The sequence below is a fragment of the Kitasatospora sp. NBC_01300 genome, assembly GCF_041435235.1.
Lineage (GTDB): Bacteria > Actinomycetota > Actinomycetes > Streptomycetales > Streptomycetaceae > Kitasatospora.
This window is the reverse complement of sequence record NZ_CP108408.1, coordinates 5,034,828-5,054,699: the sequence shown is the minus strand read 5'-3', so window position 1 is coordinate 5,054,699 and position 19,872 is coordinate 5,034,828. Positions and strand designations below refer to the sequence as shown.

Annotated in this window: 20 protein-coding genes; 5 read left to right on the top strand and 15 right to left on the bottom strand. The window is 72.4% G+C overall.

Going from position 1 to position 19,872, the window contains the following annotated elements; translation table 11 throughout:
• The first annotated feature begins 22 nt into the window (after positions 1–22).
• From OG556_RS22530 to OG556_RS22520, 3 genes are all read left to right on the top strand, one after another.
• Positions 23–874: a helix-turn-helix domain-containing protein gene (locus OG556_RS22530; RefSeq protein ID WP_371518747.1), complete on the top strand. Its 852-nt coding sequence runs from the start codon at positions 23–25 to the stop codon at positions 872–874.
• A gap of 4 nt (positions 875–878) precedes the next feature.
• Positions 879–1,064, top strand: coding sequence for a DUF397 domain-containing protein (locus tag OG556_RS22525; RefSeq protein ID WP_371518746.1), 186 nt, complete (start codon positions 879–881; stop codon positions 1,062–1,064).
• A gap of 258 nt (positions 1,065–1,322) precedes the next feature.
• Entirely contained in the window at positions 1,323–1,727 is a 405-nt protein-coding gene (locus OG556_RS22520) for a hypothetical protein (RefSeq protein ID WP_371518744.1), read from the top strand.
• Positions 1,728–1,803: 76 nt separating this feature from the next.
• On the opposite strand, the gene OG556_RS22515 is transcribed toward OG556_RS22520, so the two are convergent.
• The 12 genes from OG556_RS22515 to OG556_RS22460 form a co-directional block, all read right to left on the bottom strand.
• Positions 1,804–2,397: a hypothetical protein gene (locus OG556_RS22515; protein WP_371518741.1), complete on the bottom strand. Its 594-nt coding sequence runs from the start codon at positions 2,395–2,397 to the stop codon at positions 1,804–1,806.
• A 208-nt stretch (positions 2,398–2,605) separates the two neighbouring features.
• Positions 2,606–3,376, bottom strand: coding sequence for an ABC transporter permease (locus tag OG556_RS22510; RefSeq protein WP_371518738.1), 771 nt, complete (start codon positions 3,374–3,376; stop codon positions 2,606–2,608).
• Entirely contained in the window at positions 3,373–4,299 is a 927-nt protein-coding gene (locus OG556_RS22505) for an ATP-binding cassette domain-containing protein (protein ID WP_371518736.1), read from the bottom strand. The genes OG556_RS22510 and OG556_RS22505 overlap by 4 nt, the downstream gene beginning before the upstream one ends.
• A complete protein-coding gene (locus tag OG556_RS22500) occupies positions 4,299–5,135 on the bottom strand; it encodes a DUF4097 domain-containing protein (RefSeq protein WP_371518735.1) in 837 nt (278 codons plus the stop codon). The genes OG556_RS22505 and OG556_RS22500 overlap by 1 nt, the downstream gene beginning before the upstream one ends.
• Before the next feature lie 150 nt (positions 5,136–5,285).
• Entirely contained in the window at positions 5,286–5,861 is a 576-nt protein-coding gene (locus OG556_RS22495) for a YlcI/YnfO family protein (RefSeq protein WP_371518732.1), read from the bottom strand.
• A gap of 158 nt (positions 5,862–6,019) precedes the next feature.
• Positions 6,020–7,087, bottom strand: a complete 1,068-nt coding sequence (locus tag OG556_RS22490; RefSeq protein ID WP_371518729.1) for an adenosine deaminase — start codon at positions 7,085–7,087, stop codon at positions 6,020–6,022.
• Between the two features lie 64 nt (positions 7,088–7,151).
• A complete protein-coding gene (locus tag OG556_RS22485; protein WP_371522821.1) occupies positions 7,152–8,471 on the bottom strand; it encodes a DUF445 domain-containing protein in 1,320 nt (439 codons plus the stop codon).
• Between the two features lie 182 nt (positions 8,472–8,653).
• A complete protein-coding gene (locus OG556_RS22480; protein WP_371522819.1) occupies positions 8,654–9,949 on the bottom strand; it encodes a nucleotide sugar dehydrogenase in 1,296 nt (431 codons plus the stop codon).
• A gap of 126 nt (positions 9,950–10,075) precedes the next feature.
• Positions 10,076–11,308, bottom strand: a complete 1,233-nt coding sequence (locus OG556_RS22475; protein ID WP_371518727.1) for a glycosyltransferase family 2 protein — start codon at positions 11,306–11,308, stop codon at positions 10,076–10,078.
• Between the two features lie 129 nt (positions 11,309–11,437).
• On the bottom strand, positions 11,438–12,397 hold the full coding sequence (locus OG556_RS22470; protein WP_371518724.1) for an ATP-binding cassette domain-containing protein: 960 nt from the start codon (positions 12,395–12,397) through the stop codon (positions 11,438–11,440).
• 50 nt (positions 12,398–12,447) lie between these two features.
• Positions 12,448–13,275, bottom strand: a complete 828-nt coding sequence (locus OG556_RS22465) for an ABC transporter permease (protein WP_371518721.1) — start codon at positions 13,273–13,275, stop codon at positions 12,448–12,450.
• Positions 13,268–14,137, bottom strand: a complete 870-nt coding sequence (locus tag OG556_RS22460; RefSeq protein ID WP_371518718.1) for an ABC transporter permease — start codon at positions 14,135–14,137, stop codon at positions 13,268–13,270. The genes OG556_RS22465 and OG556_RS22460 overlap by 8 nt, the downstream gene beginning before the upstream one ends.
• Before the next feature lie 271 nt (positions 14,138–14,408).
• Between OG556_RS22460 and OG556_RS22455 the strand changes: the two genes are divergently transcribed.
• Entirely contained in the window at positions 14,409–16,772 is a 2,364-nt protein-coding gene (locus tag OG556_RS22455; protein ID WP_371518715.1) for a transglycosylase domain-containing protein, read from the top strand.
• Positions 16,773–16,893: 121 nt separating this feature from the next.
• Here the strand turns inward: OG556_RS22455 and OG556_RS22450 are convergent, their stop codons facing one another.
• From OG556_RS22450 to OG556_RS22440, 3 genes are all read right to left on the bottom strand, one after another.
• The gene (locus OG556_RS22450) at positions 16,894–18,072 is read right to left on the bottom strand and encodes a winged helix DNA-binding domain-containing protein (protein WP_371518713.1); all 1,179 of its coding nucleotides are present in this window, start codon (positions 18,070–18,072) and stop codon (positions 16,894–16,896) included.
• A gap of 125 nt (positions 18,073–18,197) precedes the next feature.
• Positions 18,198–18,500, bottom strand: coding sequence for a co-chaperone GroES (locus OG556_RS22445; protein WP_079136310.1), 303 nt, complete (start codon positions 18,498–18,500; stop codon positions 18,198–18,200).
• A gap of 286 nt (positions 18,501–18,786) precedes the next feature.
• Complete coding sequence (locus tag OG556_RS22440; RefSeq protein ID WP_371518712.1) at positions 18,787–19,128, bottom strand: DUF3618 domain-containing protein; 342 nt, start codon at positions 19,126–19,128, stop codon at positions 18,787–18,789.
• A 146-nt stretch (positions 19,129–19,274) separates the two neighbouring features.
• Between OG556_RS22440 and bcp the strand changes: the two genes are divergently transcribed.
• The gene (gene bcp / locus OG556_RS22435; RefSeq protein WP_063349225.1) at positions 19,275–19,751 is read left to right on the top strand and encodes a thioredoxin-dependent thiol peroxidase; all 477 of its coding nucleotides are present in this window, start codon (positions 19,275–19,277) and stop codon (positions 19,749–19,751) included.
• Positions 19,752–19,872: the final 121 nt, after the last annotated feature.

The window sequence follows — 19,872 nt, the reverse complement described above, 5'->3', positions numbered from 1 at the left end:
ATCGCGATGGATGCTTGGGGGCATGCCACCACGAACCACCCCGTCAGCCAGGCAGGAACGAGTAGGCACCGAGCTGCGGAAGATGCGCGACTGCGCGGGCCGCACAACTGCCGAAGCCGCCGCGCTGTTCGGATTCGCCCGACCGAAGATCACGCAGATCGAGAAGGGGCAGTACCCGATCAGCGCCGAGCGGGTACGCATGCTCGCCTGCGACTACGAGGAGGGCGATCACGCCTTCGTGGAAGCGCTCGCGGCCATGGCCGAGGAGCGCCACAAGGGTTGGTGGGAGGACTACCGAGGGGCCGTGCCGCCTGGCTTCCTCAACATCGCCGAGATGGAGTACTTCGCCAGGGGACTGCTCACGTACCAGATCTCGCACGTTCCCGGCGGCATGCAGACGGAGGAATACGGGAGAGCCATCTTCAAGGATGTCCACCCGCCGCTCTCACCTCGTCACGTCGAAGCCCGCGTTGAGCATCGAATTCAGCGTTCGGCGTTCCTGATGAGAGAGGGAGCCGCGCCATACTCCGCGTTGGTCCACGAGGCCGCTCTGCGCATGCTGTTCGGCGGCCGTGACGCCGCAAAGCGACAGATGGACCAGCTACTTGAGTACTCGGACCTTCCCCACGTGACGCTTCGGGTGATCACCTTCAGCACCAATGGGTTCATGGGTGCAGGTCAAGGCATCATCCACGCGAGCGGGCCCGTGCCCCGCCTGGACACAGTTCAGCTCGACACCGCCAACGGCCCGGTGTTCCTTCACGAGCAGAAGTTGATGGAGAACTATCGCCACATCATCGACAGGATGACCGAGCGATCACTCACCGAAAGCCAGTCTCGTGACGCCATCAGGCTTATCAAGAAGGAGATCTAGAGCCATGGAAATACTCGACTGGCGGCGTCCTGAGGCTTGCGGCGAGGGCGCGAGCTGCCCGGAGGTAGCCGTCACCTCCGATGCCGTCTATGTCCGCAGCAACCTCCGGCCCGAGGCCATCGCCCAACTCACCACCGACGAATGGCACGACCTCGTCTCCGCTATTCGCGCCGGCGAGTTCGACGTCTAACCCACCACGCAGGGCGGGCCGTTCGTCGAACGGCCCGCCCTGGCCGTCCCCTTGAGCCCCTTCCGCCCCTACTAACCCAGCAGTCCGATAACCCCATATTCACAAGACGGCCTGATCCCACCGCTCCCCAACTACCCCCGTACGACCATCGGTTTGCCGCCGAGGAGGGCCGGGGTAGTGCCGAGGAGTTCGCACTCCCACGGACCTCAAGTCCGTTGCGGGCACTGATGTTTAGACATTGCGAAGGGATCGATATCCATGAACAGGACCCTCCGGAACGCCCTCGTGGCAGTCGCCGCCGTCGGCGCCCTCGGCGTCGCCGCTGCCGCTCCCGCCATGGCCGCAGACACCACGCCGGCCCAGCCGACGGCCCGGGTGCAGGCGCAGCTCAGCAACCCGAAGACGGTCAAGGCCGACGACTTCAACAAGGCCCGCGACATCCTGATCAAGGCGGGCAGCAAGACCGCCGAGAAGACCCACCCGTCCCACGGCGTCAAGGACGTCCCCGTCTCCTACGGCACGAGCCTGCTCGCCGAGGCCCGCGACGAGTTCCGCGCGGCGGACAAGAACCTGCCCGAGAAGGACAAGCAGTCCGGCATGTCCCACGCCCACTACAAGGCCGTCCACGACGCGGCCAAGAAGATGGGCATCGACACCTGGTAACCCCGCCCGGGCCCTCGCGCGACCTCCCCGCCGCGCGAGGGCCTGCCGCCTCCCCCAGCTCTACCGGCCTACCGGCCTACCGGGGCGCCGGGCCCTGCCTGCTCGGCCGGCCGTCCGGGTCGACGGTGAACACCGCGGTCTCGGTCCCCTTCACCCCGGTCACCGCGATCCGGTCCGGCCCGGACCAGTCGACCCTGCCGAACTCGCCGCCACGGATGTCCCATTCGCCCAGTTCCCAGTGGCGGGCGGACCAGCCGCTGCCGGTCAACAGCTCGACCCGGTAGATCGGGTCGATCGAGAAGGCGACGTCGGTCACGGTCAACACGCGGTCCGGGCGCTCCGGGTGGCTCTTCCGGCTGACGGGCTGCCCGTCGCGGTCGAGCAGCAGCGACAGGAGCACGGCCACGCCGGCGAGGAAGACGAGCGACACCAGGGCGGCCGCGCAGCCGACCTGCGACCACCAGGTGCGGAACTCGAACTGGATCACCAGCGAGACAACGGCCAGCACGACGGTGGCGCCGAGCAGTGGCAGCGGGTGGTTGAGCCAGCGCTCGACCTCCACCAGCCCTCCTGAGAAGGAGGCCTGATAGCCCGGCAGATAGACCAGGAACGCCGCCAGCGCCACACCTCTGAGCCACCACACGATCCGCTTGCGACGTGCCGCCGTCATGCGCCCCTCCCCAGGGTGAGCCTTTGCCCGGACTTTACTACCGGATGTCCGGCGGTTGGGGCTCCGGTCGGCTCCGGCCCAGGCCCGGACGTACACCGGCACCGGCCAAGACTCAGGGCCGGCCATGACTCGGCACCGGCCACAACGCCGAAAGGCCCGGGCGGACATCGCTGTCCTCCCGGGCCTCCCGCTGCCGGCGGTACCCCCGTCACCGCCGGTAGAAGATGCTCCTCGACCAGAAGTAGCCGATCAGCGTCAACCCGGTGCACCACGCCAGCGCGCTCCAGGCGCTGTTGCCGATCGGGGCGCCCATCAGCAGCCCTCGCAGGGTCTCGATGATCGGCGTGAACGGCTGGTACTCGGCGAACCACCGCAGGGCGGTCGGCATCGAGTCGGGCGGGACGATCGCGCTGCCGATGAAGGGCAGGAACTGTATCGGCATCGGCAGGTTGCTGGCGCTCTCCACCGTCTTGGCGACCAGCCCGATGCCCGCCGATACCCAGGTCAGCGCGACAGTGACGAACAGCAGCAGTCCGACGGCCGCCAGCCATTCCACCAGCCCGGCGTTGGGCCGGAAGCCCATCGCGAGGGCCGCGCCGGCCACCAGGACCAGGCCGAGCATGGTCTGTATCACGCTGCCGACCACGTGCCCGGCCAGGAAGGCCGAGCGTGAGATCGCCATCGTGCGGAAGCGGTTGACGATGCCTTCCGTCATGTCGACGCAGACCCCGATCGCCGTGACCAGCGACCCCGAGGCCGCCGCCATCAGCAGGATGCCGGGCGTCACGTAGTCGATGTAGCTGCCGCCGCCGATGCCCGCGCCGAGCGCGCCGCCGAAGGCGTAGTTGAACAGCAGCAGCATCATGACCGGCATGATCACGACCGCGAAGGTCAGCGACGGGTACCTCAGCGCGTGCTTGAGGTTGCGTCGCAGCATGGTCAGCGAGTCACTGACCGCGTAGCTCACCGAAGCGCTCATCGGGCGCCCTCCCCGGTCAGAGTGAGGAACACGTCGTCCAGATCGGCCGTCTCCACGACCAGCGCCTCGGCCCGGACCGAGGCGTTGTCGAGCGTGTCCAGCACCGCCTTCACGGTGACCACGGAGTTGTCCCCCGGGATGTCCAGCCGCAGTGCCTCGGTGTCGACCACCGCGTAGTCGAACAGCCCGGCAGCAGCCCCCAGTTGGGCGGCGTCCGCGAACTGGAGCCGGATCCGCCCGCCGGGGACGATCCGCTTCAGCTCGTCCGCCGTGCCCTCGGCGACGATCCGCCCGCCGTCCAGGACGGCGATCCGGTCGGCGAGTTCGTCGGCCTCCTCCAAGTACTGGGTGGTGAGGAAGATCGTCACCCCGTGGTCGGCGACCAGCCCCCGGATGATCTCCCACATCGTCCGCCGGCTGCGCGGGTCCAGCCCGGTGGTCGGCTCGTCGAGGAAGATCACCCGCGGATCGCCGACCAGCGTCATCGCCAGGTCGAGCTTGCGCCGCATGCCGCCGGAGAAGGTGACGACCGGCTTGCGCGCCGCCTCCGCGAGGTCGAACCGCCGCAGCAGGTCCTCGGCCCGCCTCCGCCCCTCCCGACGGGGGAGGTGGTTGAGGTCCGCCATCAGCAGCAGGTTCTCCTCGGCGGTGAGCAGGTTGTCCACCGCCGAGAACTGGCCGGTGACACCGATCGCCGCCCGCACCCCGGAGGCCTGCTCGACCACGTCGTGCCCGGCCACCCGGGCCACCCCGCCGTCGGCCGGGATCAGGGTGGAGAGGATCTGCACGGTGGTGGTCTTGCCGGCGCCGTTCGGCCCTAACAGGGCGAACACGCTGCCCTCCGGGATCTCCAGGTCGATGCCGTTCAGCACGGCCTTGTCGCCGTAGGACTTGGCCAGTCCGACTGCCGAGATCGCCGCCATCACGCCCTCCGGATCACGACGTCGCCGAGCTGGGTGCGGCCGCGGACCTCGACGGTCTCCCGGGCGTCGCCCGGGCCCTGCGCCGCGCCGAGGGCGTTGCGCACGGTGCCGACCTTGCTGTGTATGTCGAGCCAGGCCGCCGTGCCCTCCGCGATGCCGACCTCCAAGTCCCCCAGGGAGGTCTGCATGGTGACCTGGCCGCGCTCCACCCGGCCGATCCGGATCGGGCCGTGCGCCGTCTTGGCGTCCACCCCGGCGTGGGCGGTGCCGACCTCGATCCGGCCGAAGGAGGAGCTGGCCTTGAGCGCCCCGTGGACCTCGCGGACCTCCGTGTCGCCGTTGCTGTTCTTGACCGTCAGCGCGCCCCCGACCGTGCCGACCGCGAGCCGGCCGAGCCCGGAGATCTCCGCGTCCCCGTCGACCGAGTCGACCCGGACCTCCCCGTGGTCGGTCTTGAGCCGCGCGCTCGCGGCCTGCTCGACCTGGATCCGGCCGAGCGAGGTCTTCAGCCGGCAGTCGCCGAGCGGGCCCTCGGCGACGAAGGTGGCCATCGGGGCGTCGGCGTTGATCTCCGAGCCCGCCGGCAGCTCGATCAGGATGTCGATCGAGCCGATCCGACCGAACGGCGAGCGCTTCTTCGGGCCCTTGAGGGTGAACCGGCCGCCGGCGTAGTCGACCTGGGTCTGCTGGGCGGCCTTGACGTCCGCCTCCTCGGCGGGGTTGGCGGGCTTGACCTCGACCACGGTGTCGGTGCGCTTGCTCGCGCTGATCCGCACCGAGCCGATCTCGAATTCGAGGGTGACCGAGATCGGTCCGTCGGTCTCGTACGTAGGCATGGCTGTCCCGTCCTCTTGACTCTGATGGGTGTTCCCGCTGGTCGGAGCGGGGGTGACGTCGTTGCGGATGGAGCGCGGATGGAGCGGATGGAGCGGATGGAGCGGGTCCGGCAGGCGGAGCGGATGAAGCAGGCGGAGCGGGCGGAAGCGTCAGTGGACCCAGCCGGTGAAGCCCTGGCCGCCACGGCGCGGGCGGACCGCGGGCTGGGGGGCCGGTCTGACAGCCGGGCGGGCGGCCGGCTCGCCGGCCTCCAGCGCGCCGGCGACGGCCCGGACCAGCCAGGCGTTGAGCGAGAGGCCCTCCTGCCCGGCGGCCTCCTCGGCCCGGGCCTTGAGGTGGGCGGGCAGGCGCAGGTTGATCCGGGCCGTACCCGTCTCGTCCGACTCCGGCACCACGGGCGGCGCCACTGGCACCACTGGTGCCACCATCGGCGCCATCGGTGGCGCCACGGGCGGCACATCACCGTGGAAGGTGTCGGCGCCGGGCGGTACGGTGACCACGAACTCGGGATCGAGCCCGCGCAGCCGCACGTCCACCGAGCCGGGGGCGAGCTCGCGGGTCACTTCTCCCATCGCGGCCGAGAGCGCGTTGAGCAGGGTGAGCCGCACGGCCGAGTCCAGCGGCAGCGTCAGCCGCTCGGCCAGCGCGCGGGCTTCGTCCCCGCCCGCGCCCGCGGCCACCGCGAGCTCGTTCCGAAGGTTTTCGACGTACGGCGTGAGGTCCATGGCTTCAGCATGGCACAGCAGTGGTGCCATGTCGAGCCATTAATGGCGCCATTTTGGCGCCACGTTCGGGCGGGAACAGCGAACCGCCCCGTCGGCAGCTGCCGGCGGGGCGGTTCAGGGGCACTTCGCGGGGCGTCCACCAGGGCGGACGCCGGGAATCAGGCCTTCCAGCCCGCCAGGTACGCGTCGATCTCGCCGACCAGCCGCGCCTTGCCCGCCACGTCCAGGAAGGACGCCTCGACCGCGTTGCGCGCCAGCGCCGCCACCCCGGACTCGTCCAGGCCCAGCAGCCGCGCCGCGACGGCGTACTCGGTGTTGAGGTCGGTGCCGAACATCGGCGGGTCGTCGCTGTTGATCGTGACCAGCAGCCCGGCGTCCACCATCCGCTTGATCGGGTGCTCCTCGATCCGCTCCACCGCCCGGGTGGCGATGTTGGAGGTCGGGCAGACCTCCAGCGGGATCCGGTGCTCACCCAGGTAGTCCAGCAGCGCCGGGTCCTTCACCGACTGCGTGCCGTGCCCGATGCGCTCGGCGCCGAGCACCCGGATCGCGTCCCAGACCGTCTCAGGCCCGGTGGTCTCGCCCGCGTGCGGGACGCTGCGCAGGCCGGCCGCCCGGGCCCGGTCGAAGTAGGGCTTGAACTGCGGGCGCGGCACGCCGATCTCCGGGCCGCCGAGGCCGAAGCTGACCAGGCCCTCAGGGGCCAGGTCGACGGCGAGCCGGGCGGTCTCCTCGGCGGCCTCCAGGCCGGCCTCGCCGGGGATGTCGAAGCACCAGCGCAGGACGACCCCGAGCTCCTTCTCGGCGCGCAGCCGGGCGTCCTCGATCGCCTCCATGAAGGCGACGTCCGGGATGCCCCGCTTGACCGAGGAGTACGGGGTGATGGTCAGTTCGGCGTACCGGATGTTCTGGCGCGCCATGTCCTCGGCCACGCCGTAGGTGAGCGCGCGGACGTCCTCGGCGTCGCGGATCAGGTCCACGACGCTCAGGTAGACGTCGATGAAGTGCGCGAAGTCGGTGAAGGTGAAGTACTCGGCGAGCGCCGCCGGGTCGACCGGCACCTTCGACTTGCCGCGGTGGCGGGCCGCCAGCTCGGCGACGACGCGCGGCGAGGCCGAGCCCACGTGGTGGACGTGCAGCTCCGCCTTGGGCATCCCGGCGATGAACGCCTCGATGCCCCCCTGGCCACTGGGGTTTCCGATCCGACTTCCGTCCGGCTGGACCACGGTGGTTCCCTACTTCCTCTACGCGCGTACCGACAGGTGCTGGCAAGGATAGGCCGCCCCGGGGTCAGCCTCCGAGGGCGGTCGCCACGGTGTGGATGAGCAGCCCGGCCATGGCTCCGACCACGGTGCCGTTGATCCGGATGAACTGCAGGTCGCGGCCGACGTTGGCCTCGATCTTGCGGGAGGCGTCGTCGGCGTCCCAGCCCGCCACCGTCTCGGAGATCAGCGAGGTGATCTCGGCGCGGTAGGTGTCGACCAGGTACTGGGCGGCGTCCTGGAGCCAGCCGTCCACCTTGGCCTGGAGCTTGGCGTCGGTGGCCAGGCGTGCGCCGAAGCTGCCCACGCCCTCGCGGATGCGCCGGCGCAGTTCGCTGTCCTCGTCTCCGGCCGCGTTCACCACCAGGGTGCGGACGGCCGCCCAGGTGGAGGCGATCAGGTCCTGCACCTCGGGCCGGGCCAGCAGTTCCACCTTGGCCCGCTCCACCCGGGCGATGGTCTCCGGGTCGGTCTGCAGTTCGGTCGCGAAGTCGGCGAGGAAGTTGTCGATGGCTCCGCGGGCCGGGTGGTCCGGGTCGTCCCGGATGTCGGTGACGAACCGCATCAGCTCCTTGTAGACCCGCTCGCCGACCTGTTGGTCGAGGAACTTGGGCGTCCAGCCCGGGGTCTTCTGGGTGACCCGCTGGACCACCTCCTCGTGGTTGGCGGTCAGCCAGCCGTGCGCCCGGACGGCCACCAGGTCGACCACGCCGTGGTGCCCGCCGTCCGCGACCACCTTGCCCAGCATCCGGCCCATCGGCTCGGCCACCGAGGTGGCCGCCGCCCGCCTGGTCACCGCCTCGGCGACGACCGCCTGCACGTCGTCGTCCCGGAGCACCGCGAGCACCCCGCGCAGCGCCGCCGAGGCCTCCTTGGTGACCCGCTCGGCGCTGCCCGGCGCGGCCAGCCACTCCCCCAGCCGCCGGGCGATGCCCAGCGACGCGAGGCGCCCGCGCACCACGTGCCCGGAGAGGAAGTTGTCGCCGACGAACTCGCCGAGCGAGCGCCCGAAGGCGTCCTTCTTGGTCGGGATGATCGCGGTGTGCGGGATCGGCAGGCCGAACGGGCGGCGGAACAGCGCCGTCACCGCGAACCAGTCGGCCAGCGCGCCGACCATGCCCGCCTCGGCGGCCGCCGCCACGTACCCGGCCCAGGAGCCGGCACCGGCCGCCTTGGCCCAGGTGGCGAGGGCGAAGACCAGGCTCGCGAAGGCCAGCAGGCCGGTCGCGATGGTCTTCATCCGGCGGACGCCATGTCTCTTCTGCTCGTCGGCGGCGGTGAACCGGACCCCGGGGCCCGTACCGCTGAAGGCTTCGTCACTCACCCCGCCAGTCTGCCCGCTGGCCAGCGCAGGCGAGGGCGCGCCCCGCGATCACGCGCCTGGTTGCGCGCCCGGGCACGCCTCGCGCGCAGCCGGGCGCACGCCCCGTACCCACCCCCTCACGCCGCGTGCGGTGCGGCCGTGCCCTCCGACGCGGCGACCCGCACGCCCGTCGGAGCCCGCCCCCCCCCAGACCCGGCCCAGCACGATCAGGCCCCGCCCAGCACGATCCGCCGCACCCCCTCGGCCGCCCACGCCGCCGGATCCGTGCACCGCCGCCCGTCCAGCAGCACCCGCACCCCCGGCAGGTCCTCCGGCGCCAGCTCCCGGTACTCCGGGTGGTCCGCCTGGAGCACCGCCGCCACCACCGGCTCCCCCTCGTACGGGGGCAGCCCGAGCGCCGCCAGTTCCGCGCCCCGGTACAGCGGATCGCTGACGTACGGCCGCGCCCCCGCCGCCCGCACCGCCTCGACCAGCGGGAACACCCCGGAGTACGCCGTCTCCTTGACCCCGCCCCGGTACGCCGCCCCGAGCACCAGCACGCCCTGCCCGGCGATCCCGCCCGCCAGCGCGCCGTCCAGCACCCCGACCGCGTACCCGGGCATCTCCAGGTTGGCCTCCCGGGCGGCCCGCACGACCGTCGCGCCCGGGTCGTTCCACAGGTACAGCCGCGGGTACACCGGGATGCAGTGCCCGCCGACCGCGATGCCGGGCCGGTGCAGGTGGCTGTACGGCTGCGAGTTGCACGCGTCGGCGATCTCCGCGAAGTCCACCCCGACCCGGTCGGCGTACCGGGCGAACTGGTTGGCCAGCGCGATGTTGACGTCCCGGTAGGTGGTCTCGGCGAGCTTGGCGAACTCCGCCGCCTCCACCGAGGCCAGCTCCCAGACGCCGTTGGGCCGGGGCAGGTCGGGGCGCGGGTCGAAGTCCAGCACGGCCCGGTAGAACTCGGCGCCGCGCCGGGTCGAGGCCGCGTCCACGCCGCCGACCAGCTTGGGGTAGCGCCGCAGGTCGGCGAAGACCCGCCCGGTGCGGACCCGCTCCGGGCTGAACACCAGCGCGAAGTCCGCCCCGGCGGCCAGCCCGGAGCCGGCCCCCAGCCGGGGCGCCCAGCGGCCCCGGGTGACGCCGACCGGCAGGGTGGTCTCGTAGCTGACCAGGGTGCCCCGGCGCAGCCCGGCGGCGACGGCGTCGGTGGCCGCGTCGAGCAGGCCGAAGTCCGGGGTGCCGTCGGCGGCGGTGACCAGCGGGACGACCAGCACCACGGCCTCGGCGGCGGCGACGGCGGCCGTGGTGTCGGTGGTGGCCCGCAGCCGCCCCTCGGCGACCACCTGCTTCAGTGCCTCGTCCAGACCCGCCTCCCGGGGGAACGGCGGCACGCCCTGGTTGACGCTGCGGACGACCCCGGGAGCGATGTCCGCCCCCGTCACCCGGTGACCCTTCAGCGCGAACTGCACGGCCAGCGGCAGGCCCAGCTTGCCCAGCCCGACCACGCACACGTCCATCGCCCGGCTCATCCCCGCACCCCGCTCATCCCCGCGTCCCGTTCATCCTCGTGTCCCCTTTCCTCCGGGGCCCCTGCCTCCGGCGGCCCCGACCTCCGGCACCCCCGGCCTCCGGCGTGCCCCCGCTCACCCCCGGCCCCCGTTCACCGTGTTGGCGAGCCGGCGCCACACCGGGTAGCGCCGCAGCCCGCGCCGCAGCTGGGCCGGCACGGCACCGCGCCACACCTGCTGGGCCAGGTTGAGCGGCGGAACCTCCACCGCCGGCCGCACCGGCTCCTCGCCCAGCAGGAACAGCTCGTCCGGCAGGCCCAGCCGGGCATCCCGGAACGCCGGGTAACCCGCGTAGTGCCGCCGCCCGTCGACGACCACCGGCGGGTCGCCGTGCGCGGCCTCGTACCGGATCAGGTCCCGCAGCGCCTCCGGCCGGACGGCGGCGGCGAGTTCGAGCCGCAGCCGCTCGGCGACGGGCAGCCGCTGGTAGACCGCGCGGGCGTCGAAGCGCTCGATCAGCCGGCCGACCTCGGCGCAGACCTGCTCCTGAACGGCGTCGTCGAGCAGCAGGAAGTCGTCCTGGAGCAGCCGCGGCACGTCCCAGGCGAAGCTGCGGGCCCGGATCGCGTCCAACTCCCCGCCGGGCGCGGCCAGATCGGCGGCGACCTGCTGCAGCGCCGCGATCCCGCGCAGCCGGTCCAGCACCCCGGCCCGCTGGGTGACGTTGCCCAAGTCCTCGCGCAGCACCAGGAAGTAGCAGTCGTAGTCGGCGAGGACGGACACCCGGCCCGCCCGCAGGCAGGCCTCCAGGGTGAACGGCTGGTCCGAGAAGACCTTCAACTCCTCGTCACGGCGCAGCCCGTGGCGCCGGACGAGGTCCATCCGGAACAGCTTGGTGTCGGACAGCGCCCAGGCCAGCGCCGAGTCGGTGAAGCCGACGGACTCGGCGTTGGCGTGGAAGATCCCCTGCGGCACCAGCCGCCCGTTCACCCCGACCTGCTTGGGCACCAGCACGTCCGAACCCCAGGCGTCGGCCGCCGTGACCAGCCGCTCCAGCGCCTCGGCGCCGAGCCAGTCGTCCGCGCCGAGGAACAGCACGTAGCGGCCGCGGGCCAGCGCCAGGCCCCGGTTGGTGGGGGCCGCCGGGCCGCCCGAGTTGGGCTGGTGCACCACCCGGAACAGCCCGGGGTGGCGGGCGGCGTAGTCGTCCAGGACGGCCTCGCCGCCGTCCGTGGAGCCGTCGTCGACGACCACCACCTCCAGCCGCCCGGGCGCCAGGGTCTGCCCGACCAGCGAGTCCAGGCAGGCGGTGAGGTAGGGCATGGTGTTGTAGACCGCGACCACCACGGTCACATCGGGTCCGGTCATCGAGAAGCGCTGCCCTCCGGTGTGCTGTTCGCCGAGCGATGCAACGTCAACTCGGCTTCCCGCCGGGGAGTCACGTGCCCTCCCCGGACGGGTGACAGCGCCCGAACGCGCGTTCAGTGTTCGGCAGGCTCAGCCGATCGCCACCTCCGTGTACATCCGCGCGATCACGTCCTCGATCGCCGGCTCGCGCACCGACAGGTCCACCAGCGGATAGCGCGCGGCCACCGCCGCCACGATCGGCGCGGCGCTCTGCTGCGCCGGGAAGGCCAGCCACTGCCGGGGCCCCTCGACCTTCACCACCCGGGCGCCGTCCACCTCGATCGCGGGCCGGGCCTCGGCCAGGTCGACCACCAGGGTGCGCTCGCTGCGCCCGGTGGCGTGCAGGCCGTCCAGCCCGCCGTCGTAGACGACCCGGCCGTGGTCGATCACCATCACCCGGCCGCAGAGCTGCTCGATGTCGGTCAGGTCGTGCGTGGTGAGCAGCACGGTGGTACCCCGGTCCCGGTTCACCTCGCGCAGGAACTCACGCACCTTCCCCTTGCTGACCACGTCCAGGCCGATGGTCGGCTCGTCCAGGTAGAGCACCTGCGGGTCGTGCAGCAGCGCCGCCGCGAGGTCGCCGCGCATCCGCTGGCCGAGCGAGAGCTGGCGGACGGGGGTGTCCAGCAGTCCTTCCAGGTCGAGCAGTTCGACGCAGCGGGCGAGGTTCTCGCGATATCGGCGGTCGGGGATGCGGTAGATCCGGCGGGCGAGTTCGAAGGAGTCGCACAGCGGGAGGTCCCACCAGAGCGTGGTGCGCTGGCCGAAGACGACGCCGATCCGGCGGGCCAGCGCGACGCGTTCGCGGGCCGGGTCCACTCCGGCGACGCGCAGCCGCCCGCCGGAGGGCACGAGGATGCCGGTGAGCATCTTGATGGTGGTCGACTTGCCGGCGCCGTTGGGGCCGATGTAGCCGACGCACTCGCCGGCCTCGACGGTGAAGCTCAGCCCGTCCACCGCGCGCACCTCGCGCCTGACCCGGCTGAAGCGGCCGGTGCGGACCCGCACGGTGAAGGTGCGGCGGACGTCCTCGAGTTCGATCAGTGCCATGGAAGTTCCTTGCGTAGGAGGGGGGTTCGACTGCCGGTGCCTCGGCGGCTTCAGCTGCCGGTGCCGCGGTAGGCGCGCAGCCCGGCCCGCCAGGCGAGCCCGGCGGCGGCGACGCAGAGCGCGGCGGCGAGCGGGGAGGCGTACTGGAAGGCGGTGGGCAGGCCGAGCGGGTCGGGCCGGCCGAGGACGTGCAGGGCGGGCAGCCAGTTGACGAAGGCCAGCGGGACGCCGAAGACCACGCCGGCCACCAGTTCCTTGGCGAAGATGGTCGGCGGGTAGTGCAGCAGGGTCGCGCCGCCGTAGGTGAAGGAGTTCTGGATCTCCTTGGACTCGCCCCACCAGAACTGCACGGTCGCGCCGCCGACGTAGATCGCGCCGAAGATGACGCTGCCGCAGACCAGCAGGGCGGGCACCAGCAGCACGCGGTCCCAGGTCCAGTGGACGTCCAGGGTGGCCAGTGACCAGGCGAGCACCGCCAGGGCCTGGATGGGGCGGCCGAGCCGGCGCAGCGAGAAGCGTTCGGCGCACAGTTGGGCGAGCGCGGGCGCCGGCCGGATCAGCATGGTGTCCAGCGATCCGTTGACGATCCGCACGCCGAGGCCCTCGACCGAGCCGACCAGCATGTTGGCCACGCCGAGGGCGAAGGTCGCGGTGCCGTAGAGGAAGGCGATCTCCGGCAGGCGCCAGCCGCCCAGTTGGTCGGTGTGCCGGAACATCAGCACCAGGACGACGAAGTCCAGCGAGTGCGTGGCCAGGCTGGCCACCAGGTTCAGGGCGAAGGAGGCCCGGTAGGCCATCATCGAGCGCATCCACATCCGGGCGCACAGCCACCAGGAGCGGACCGCCCACGCGGTGCGGGGCACGATCGGCTCAGCCACCCTGCACCACCACCTTGCGGGTCGCCAGCCACTGGGCGCCCCGGCCCGCGGCGAGCAGGGCGACGGCCCAGGCGAGCTGGAAGCCGAGCGCGCCGAGCAGGCCGGCGCCGGTCGCGCGCTCCAGGAAGACGTCGGTCGGCACCTTCACCAGCGCCGCCCAGGGCAGCACCGCGGCGAGGTCACCGAGCAGGCCGGGGAAGAGCGCGATCGGCAGCAGCATCCCGGAGAAGAACATCGAGACCACCAGCATCACCGAGCGCACCCCGTCCGAGTCGTGCAGCCAGAAGCCGGTGATCGAGACCAGGAAGCGCAGCCCGAAGCTGACCACCAGCGCGAGCAGCACCGAGAGCAGGAAGACCGCCCAGGTCAGCGGCCGCTCGGGCATCCGGGTGCGGAACACCAGGGCGCCGACCAGCAGCGGCACGGTGCCGCGGACCAGCAGCTGGAAGGCGGCCCGGCCGAGGTCGGTGGCCAGCCACCAGCCCTGGAAGTCGACCGGGCGGTAGAGGTCGACGGCGATGTCCCCGCTGCGGAAGCGGTCCTGGAGGTCGTCCTGGAAGCCGCCGCCCCACACCGCGACGGTGACCAGCAGGGCCTGGCTGACCCAGATGTAGGTGACGGCCTGGCTCTGGTCGTAGCCGCCGAGGTCGGGGCGGGCCTGCCAGAGGGCGAGGAAGGAGGAGGCCAGGATGATGCCGAAGACGGTGTTGGTGAAGGCGCCGGCCACGGTGGCGGCCCGGTAGGTGGAGTAGCGGCGGAAGGCGCCGCGGGCGACGGCCGCGTAGAGCCCGAGGACGGGGAGCGGCCCGGTGGGATCAGGAGGGCGTGCGGTCCGCGTCTCCGGGGGCGCGAGATTCAGCATATTGTCTCCTTGTCGACAAATACGGGCAGATGAATGCCCGTCGACGTCCGCGCACACCCCAGCGGCTCCGACCGGCCGAACCCGGGGGTACCGGGCCGAACGCGCGGAGCTGGCAGAACTGGGTGCGCTATGCGAGTGCGCCACGTGCGGCGCTACCTGGTTTGCACCTTTCACCGTAGCGCCGAGGACCAGCCGCCGCACCCGGTTTCCCCGAGCACGCCAACCCCCCGACCACCCCCTGATCGGCCATCAAATAGCACATAATCGCGGCATGACCTTGAGCACCCGACGCCAGGCCAAACGAGCCGCCCGCCGCGCGGCCCGCCGAGCCCTCCCCCGCTGGCGCCGGCTCCTGCCCACCTGGCGCATCACGCTCGGCGCCCTCACCGCCGCGCTCCTGCTCACCGTCGGCGCCTTCGCCGTGCTCTACGTCATCGTCCCGGTGCCCGACCCCAACGCCCACGCCGTCGCCCAGAACAACATCTACCTCTACGCCGACGACACCACCGAGATCGCCCGCACCGGCGCCGTCAACCGCACCGACGTCACCATCGACCAGATCCCCCCGCAGACCCAGCACGCCGTCGTCTCCGCCGAGGACCGCACCTTCTACCGCAACCGCGGCATCGACCTCAAAGGCATGCTCCGGGCCGGCTGGAACACCCTCACCGGCAAGGGCACCCAAGGCGGCTCCACCATCACCCAGCAGTACGTCAAGAACTACTACCTGACGCAGGACAAGACCATCGAACGCAAGGGCCGCGAACTCTTCATCGCCCTCAAGGTCGACCAGCAGCGCGACAAGCCCGAGATCCTCGCCGGCTACCTCAACAGCAGCTACTTCGGCCGCGGCGCCTACGGCATCCAGAGCGCCGCCCACGCCTACTACGGCGTCGACGTCTCCGCCCTCACCCTCGCCCAGGGCGCCTACCTCGCCTCCCTCCTCCAGGCCCCCAGCAGCTACGACGTCAAGACCGCCACCCCCGCCAACCGCGAGAAGGCCATCGCCCGCTGGCACTACACCCTCGACGGCATGGTCCAACTCGGCTTCCTCACCGACGCCGAACGCACCGCCACCACCTTCCCCGAACCGATCGACCCCCAGCCCGCCACCGGCCTCTCCGGCCAGGCCGGCTACCTCGTCGGCGTCGCCGACGACTACCTCGTCTCCGCCGGCATCATCGACACCGCCACCCTCAAGGCCGGCGGCTGGCGCATCACCACCACCTTCGACAAGCCCAAGCAGGACGCCTTCCACAAGGCCGTCCAGGACGAACTCACCGACGAACTCGACCCCCAGCGCCGCCCCGCCACCGACACCGACGTCCGGGTCGCCGGCGCCTCCGTCGAAACCGCCACCGGCCGCGTCGTCGCCGTCTACGGCGGCCCCGACTACGCCAAACAGCCCTACAACGACGCCCTGCGCCAGGACAACCAGATCGGCTCCACCTTCAAACCCGTCGACCTCGCCGCCGGCCTCATCGCCCAGCACACCCTCGACGGCCGGCCGATCACCCCCGACACCCGCTACGACGGCACCAGCGAACGCCCCGTCACCGGCGGCCCCACCCCCTACGCGCCGCCCAACGAGGACGACGTCGACTACGGCAACATCACCCTGCGCTACGCCATGGTGAAATCCGTCAACTCCGTGTACGCGCAGGAGGGCGTCGACGCCGGCCTCGCCCGCGTCCGCGACACCGCCGTCAAACTCGGCATCCCCGACAGCGTCCGCGGCATGGACCCGGCCAACACCTCGATGACCCTCGGCACCGCCACCCCCAGCGCCCTCGACCTGGCCGGCACCTACGCCACCCTCGCCAACCACGGCCAGGCCAACGCCCCGTGGTCCGTCCTCAAACTCGCACGCGTCCACACCGGCGGCGCCGTCGACGCCCCCAAGATGCCCGACCACAGCCCCGTCGACGCCATCGACCGGTCCTACGCCGACACCGTCACCGACGTCCTGCGCGACGTCATCGGCCCCCGCGGCACCGGCGCCGCCGCCCTCGACCTCGGCCGCCCCGCCGCCGGCAAGACCGGCACCACCGACTCCAACCTCTCCGCCTGGTTCGCCGGCTACACCCCCGAACTCGCCACCACCGTCGGCCTGTTCCGCGAGAACCCGAAGACCCACGCCAAGGAACCACTGGCCGGCACCGCCGGACTCGCCCGGATCAACGGCGGCACCTTCCCCACCCGGATCTGGACCGCCTACATGAGCGCCGCCCTCGACGGCACCGCCACCCAGCAGTTCGACCTCCAGACCGGCCGCGACACCCCCGCCCCCGGCTTCAGCCCCAGCAGCAGCGCCACCACCACCACCAGCCCCACCGCCACCACCCCCTCCACCGGCGGCAGCAGCAGCGAGGAACCCCCCAGCAGCACCCCCGTGCCCGACACCCCCACCCACGCCCCCAGCGCGCCCGCCCCGCAGCCCACCACCACCCAGGAACAGCCCAGCCCGCAGGCACCCCAGCCCACCACCACCCAGGAGCAGTCCAGCCCCACCCCCCGACCCACCCAGACCCGGCCCACCCACCCGACCACGCCGCCCAGCACCACCGGCGCCGCCACCAACCCGGCGACGAGCGCGACACCACCGGCCCAGCGAGCCACCCCGCCCGCCCAGTGAGCCGCTGCACCGGCCGGTGAACCACCCCGCCGAACGGTGAACCACCCCGCCGAACGGTGAACCACCCCGCCGAACGGTGAACCACCCCGCCGAACGGTGAACCACCCCGCCCGCCGGTGGACTACCCCGCCACCAACTCCCGCTCCAACGGCGACCGGAACCGCGGCGTCACCCGCACCTCCCCCAGCCAGCCCGCCAGCCGCGCCGCCTCCGCCGCGATCGCCGCCCCGGCCTCCGCCCCCACATCACCGAACAGCCGCCACACCACCTCGCCGTCCGACCGCTGCGCCCAGCCGCCCACCACCCGGCCGCACCACCACACCGTCGGCCCGGCGTTGCCCGCCCGGTCGTACAGCGCCGGCACGTCCTCCGGCCGCAGGTACCAGTCCCGCCCCCGCCAGCCCATCACCGTCGGATCCAGCGCCGGCAGCAGCGCCGCCCACGGCTCCGGCTCCGCCACCGGCCCGGCGTCCCCCGGCAGCACCAGCGCCGCCGCCCCGCCCGCCAGCTCCACGTCCTCGGCGCCCACGTCCGCCAGCGCCCGGCGGGTGTCCCCCAGCGTCCAGCCCGTCCACCACTTCACGTCCTCGACGGTCGCCGGGCCGTACCCGGCCAGCCAGCGCCGCACCACCTCCGCCTTCGCCTCCCGCACCGGCGCGTCCGGCCACTGCGGCACCGGCGCCCACGGATGGACGTTGCTCAGCCACGATCCGCGCGGACGGCCCCGCCGCACGTGCCCGTCCGCGGCCAGCACCCGCAGCAGCCGACTGCCCACGCTCTGCCGGTTCTCGTACGGCTTGCCCGCCGACATCAGCATCGTCTCGCGCAACTCCGGTACGTCGTCGCCGAGTTCCTTCGTCGTCGCCTCACCGCGCCGGGCCACGGCGGCCAGCACCGCGCGCTCCGCCCCGGCGAGCCGCGCCTCGTCCCAGCCGTCCGCGTGGTCCCGCAGGTGCTTGAGCAGCGTCGCCCGCTCCCTCGCGGCGATCGCCCGCGCCGTCGACGAACTCACGTGCGGCGCGAAGCCCTCCGTCACCGCGAACAGCGTCCGCCGCATCGACAGCAGCTTCACCAGCGTGACGTCCTCGTACAGCGCCCGGTCCACCTCCGCCGCCGAGGGCTCCACCAGCCGCGCGCACGCCGACAGGTACACCGTCGCCGGGTCCGACGCGTGCAGCCCCACCAGCGCGTCCGCCACCTGCTCCACCCGCGCCACCCGCACCGACGGCGCCAGCAACTGCCGCCGCCCCACCCGGGCCCGCCGCTCACCCTCGCCGATCACCGGCACACGCCTCGTCATGCCCGGACCCTAGCGCCCACCACCGACAGGCCCGGCCCCTGGCGCCCACCACCGACAGGCCCGGACGCAAGGAGCCGGCCGGGGCACCGCCCCGACCGGCTCACGCCACGTCCGTGCTCAGAGGTTCAGAGGTAGAGCCCGGTCGAGCCCTCCGTGTCGCCGAAGCGGGTCGCCGCCACCGCGTGCAGGTCACGCTCGCGCAGCAGCACGTAGGTGGCGCCGCGGACCTCGACCTCCAGCTTGTCCTCCGGGTCGTACAGCACCCGGTCGCCCGGCTCCACCGAGCGGACGCTCTGGCCCACCGCGACGGCCTCCGCCCAGGTGCAGCGCTTGGACAGCTCCGCGGTCGCGGGGATCAGGATGCCGCCGGTCGAGCGGCGCTCGCCCTCGCTGCCCTCGATCCGCACCAGCACGCGGTCGTGCAGCATCCGGATCGGCAGCTTCTCGCCCAGCCGGTCGTGCCGCGCCGCCTCGTACTCGGACACGGCGGAGGAGGCCTGCGGGGTCGGTTCGTCGTTCGTACTCACGGTCCCGAAGGTACCGCCCCCGGGCGCGCGGCGTGACGCTGGCCCGGCATGCGGGAAGCCGCGGCACCCGCGGGGCCGGTCACACCTCCGGGCCCGGGCACCCGCCCCCGGAGCCGGTCACACCTCCCGGGCCCGGGCACACCGAAGGCCGGACGCCTCCCGCGCCCGGCCCTCACCCCGTGCCCGTTCAGCCCTTGCGGCGCTTCCGGGCGGAAGCCACCAGCAGCAGCACGCCCACGCCGACCAGCGCGGCCGGGACGATCCGCTCCCTGCGCGGCTGCCCCTTCTCGTCCACGAACTGCGCCCGCACCTTCTCCACCACGCCGTTGGCGGCCACGTACGCCCGGCCGGCCTTCTCCTCGACGGCGGCCACGGCCTTCGCCTTCACCTGGGCGCTGATCGTGCTCGGGTGGACGCGCACGGCCAGCTCGTCCAGGGTGGCCGCCAGCTGGGTGCGGGTCCGGGAGATGTCCGCCTCGATCTGGGCGGTCGTCCGCGCCGACTTGTCCTTCGTGCTCGCCTCGCCCACTCGGGCCACCCCATTCACTTGCTGATGTTGTCCTGTGCGACTGACCCAGTCTGTCAGTTGCCGAGCAGGGCCGCGCGACCCCACCCACCATCGGAGGTAAGTTTGCCGTGCTATGACCGCCCGCCCCAGCAACAGGAGATTTACCCGTGAGTGAGCGTCTCCAGCCCGGCGACACCGCGCCCGCCTTCAGCCTGTCCGACGCCGACGGCAACCAGGTGTCCCTCGCCGACCACCTGGGCCGCAAGGTCATCGTCTACTTCTACCCGGCCGCGCTCACCCCCGGCTGCACCAAGCAGGCCTGCGACTTCACCGACAACCTGGAGGTCCTCGCCGGCGCCGGCTACGACGTCATCGGCGTCTCCCCGGACAAGCCGGAGAAGCTCGGCAAGTTCCGCGAGGCCGAGAACCTCAAGGTCACCCTGGTGTCCGACCCGGACCACCAGGTGCTGGAGGCCTACGGCGCCTACGGCGAGAAGCAGAACTACGGCCGCACCTACGTCGGCGTGATCCGCTCCACCGTGATCGTGGACGAGCAGGGCAAGGTCGAGCGCGCGCTGTACAACGTGAAGGCCACCGGGCACGTCGCCAAGCTGCTGCGCGACCTCAAGGTCGAGACGGCCTGACACCCGGAGGTCTGACCCCGGAGGCCTGGCGCTCGACGGCCTGGCGCTCCGGCGCCCGGCGCCTCGCCCGCCCGGTGCCTCGCTGAACGAAGCGGTGGCGGCACACCCCCCGACCGGGTGC

Excerpts from the sequence above, each read along its gene's own strand:
- OG556_RS22530 (WP_371518747.1), top strand. The coding sequence starts at position 23 with ATGCCACCACGAACCACCCCGTCAGCCAGGCAGGAACGAGTAGGCACC.
- OG556_RS22525 (WP_371518746.1), top strand. The coding sequence starts at position 879 with ATGGAAATACTCGACTGGCGGCGTCCTGAGGCTTGCGGCGAGGGCGCG.
- OG556_RS22520 (WP_371518744.1), top strand. The coding sequence starts at position 1,323 with ATGAACAGGACCCTCCGGAACGCCCTCGTGGCAGTCGCCGCCGTCGGC.
- OG556_RS22515 (WP_371518741.1), bottom strand. The coding sequence starts at position 2,397 with ATGACGGCGGCACGTCGCAAGCGGATCGTGTGGTGGCTCAGAGGTGTG.
- OG556_RS22510 (WP_371518738.1), bottom strand. The coding sequence starts at position 3,376 with ATGAGCGCTTCGGTGAGCTACGCGGTCAGTGACTCGCTGACCATGCTG.
- OG556_RS22505 (WP_371518736.1), bottom strand. The coding sequence starts at position 4,299 with ATGGCGGCGATCTCGGCAGTCGGACTGGCCAAGTCCTACGGCGACAAG.
- OG556_RS22500 (WP_371518735.1), bottom strand. The coding sequence starts at position 5,135 with ATGCCTACGTACGAGACCGACGGACCGATCTCGGTCACCCTCGAATTC.
- OG556_RS22495 (WP_371518732.1), bottom strand. The coding sequence starts at position 5,861 with ATGGACCTCACGCCGTACGTCGAAAACCTTCGGAACGAGCTCGCGGTG.
- OG556_RS22480 (WP_371522819.1), bottom strand. The coding sequence starts at position 9,949 with ATGGACGTGTGCGTGGTCGGGCTGGGCAAGCTGGGCCTGCCGCTGGCC.
- OG556_RS22475 (WP_371518727.1), bottom strand. The coding sequence starts at position 11,308 with ATGACCGGACCCGATGTGACCGTGGTGGTCGCGGTCTACAACACCATG.
- OG556_RS22470 (WP_371518724.1), bottom strand. The coding sequence starts at position 12,397 with ATGGCACTGATCGAACTCGAGGACGTCCGCCGCACCTTCACCGTGCGG.
- OG556_RS22460 (WP_371518718.1), bottom strand. The coding sequence starts at position 14,137 with ATGCTGAATCTCGCGCCCCCGGAGACGCGGACCGCACGCCCTCCTGAT.
- OG556_RS22455 (WP_371518715.1), top strand. The coding sequence starts at position 14,409 with ATGACCTTGAGCACCCGACGCCAGGCCAAACGAGCCGCCCGCCGCGCG.
- OG556_RS22450 (WP_371518713.1), bottom strand. The coding sequence starts at position 18,072 with ATGACGAGGCGTGTGCCGGTGATCGGCGAGGGTGAGCGGCGGGCCCGG.
- OG556_RS22445 (WP_079136310.1), bottom strand. The coding sequence starts at position 18,500 with ATGCTGCACGACCGCGTGCTGGTGCGGATCGAGGGCAGCGAGGGCGAG.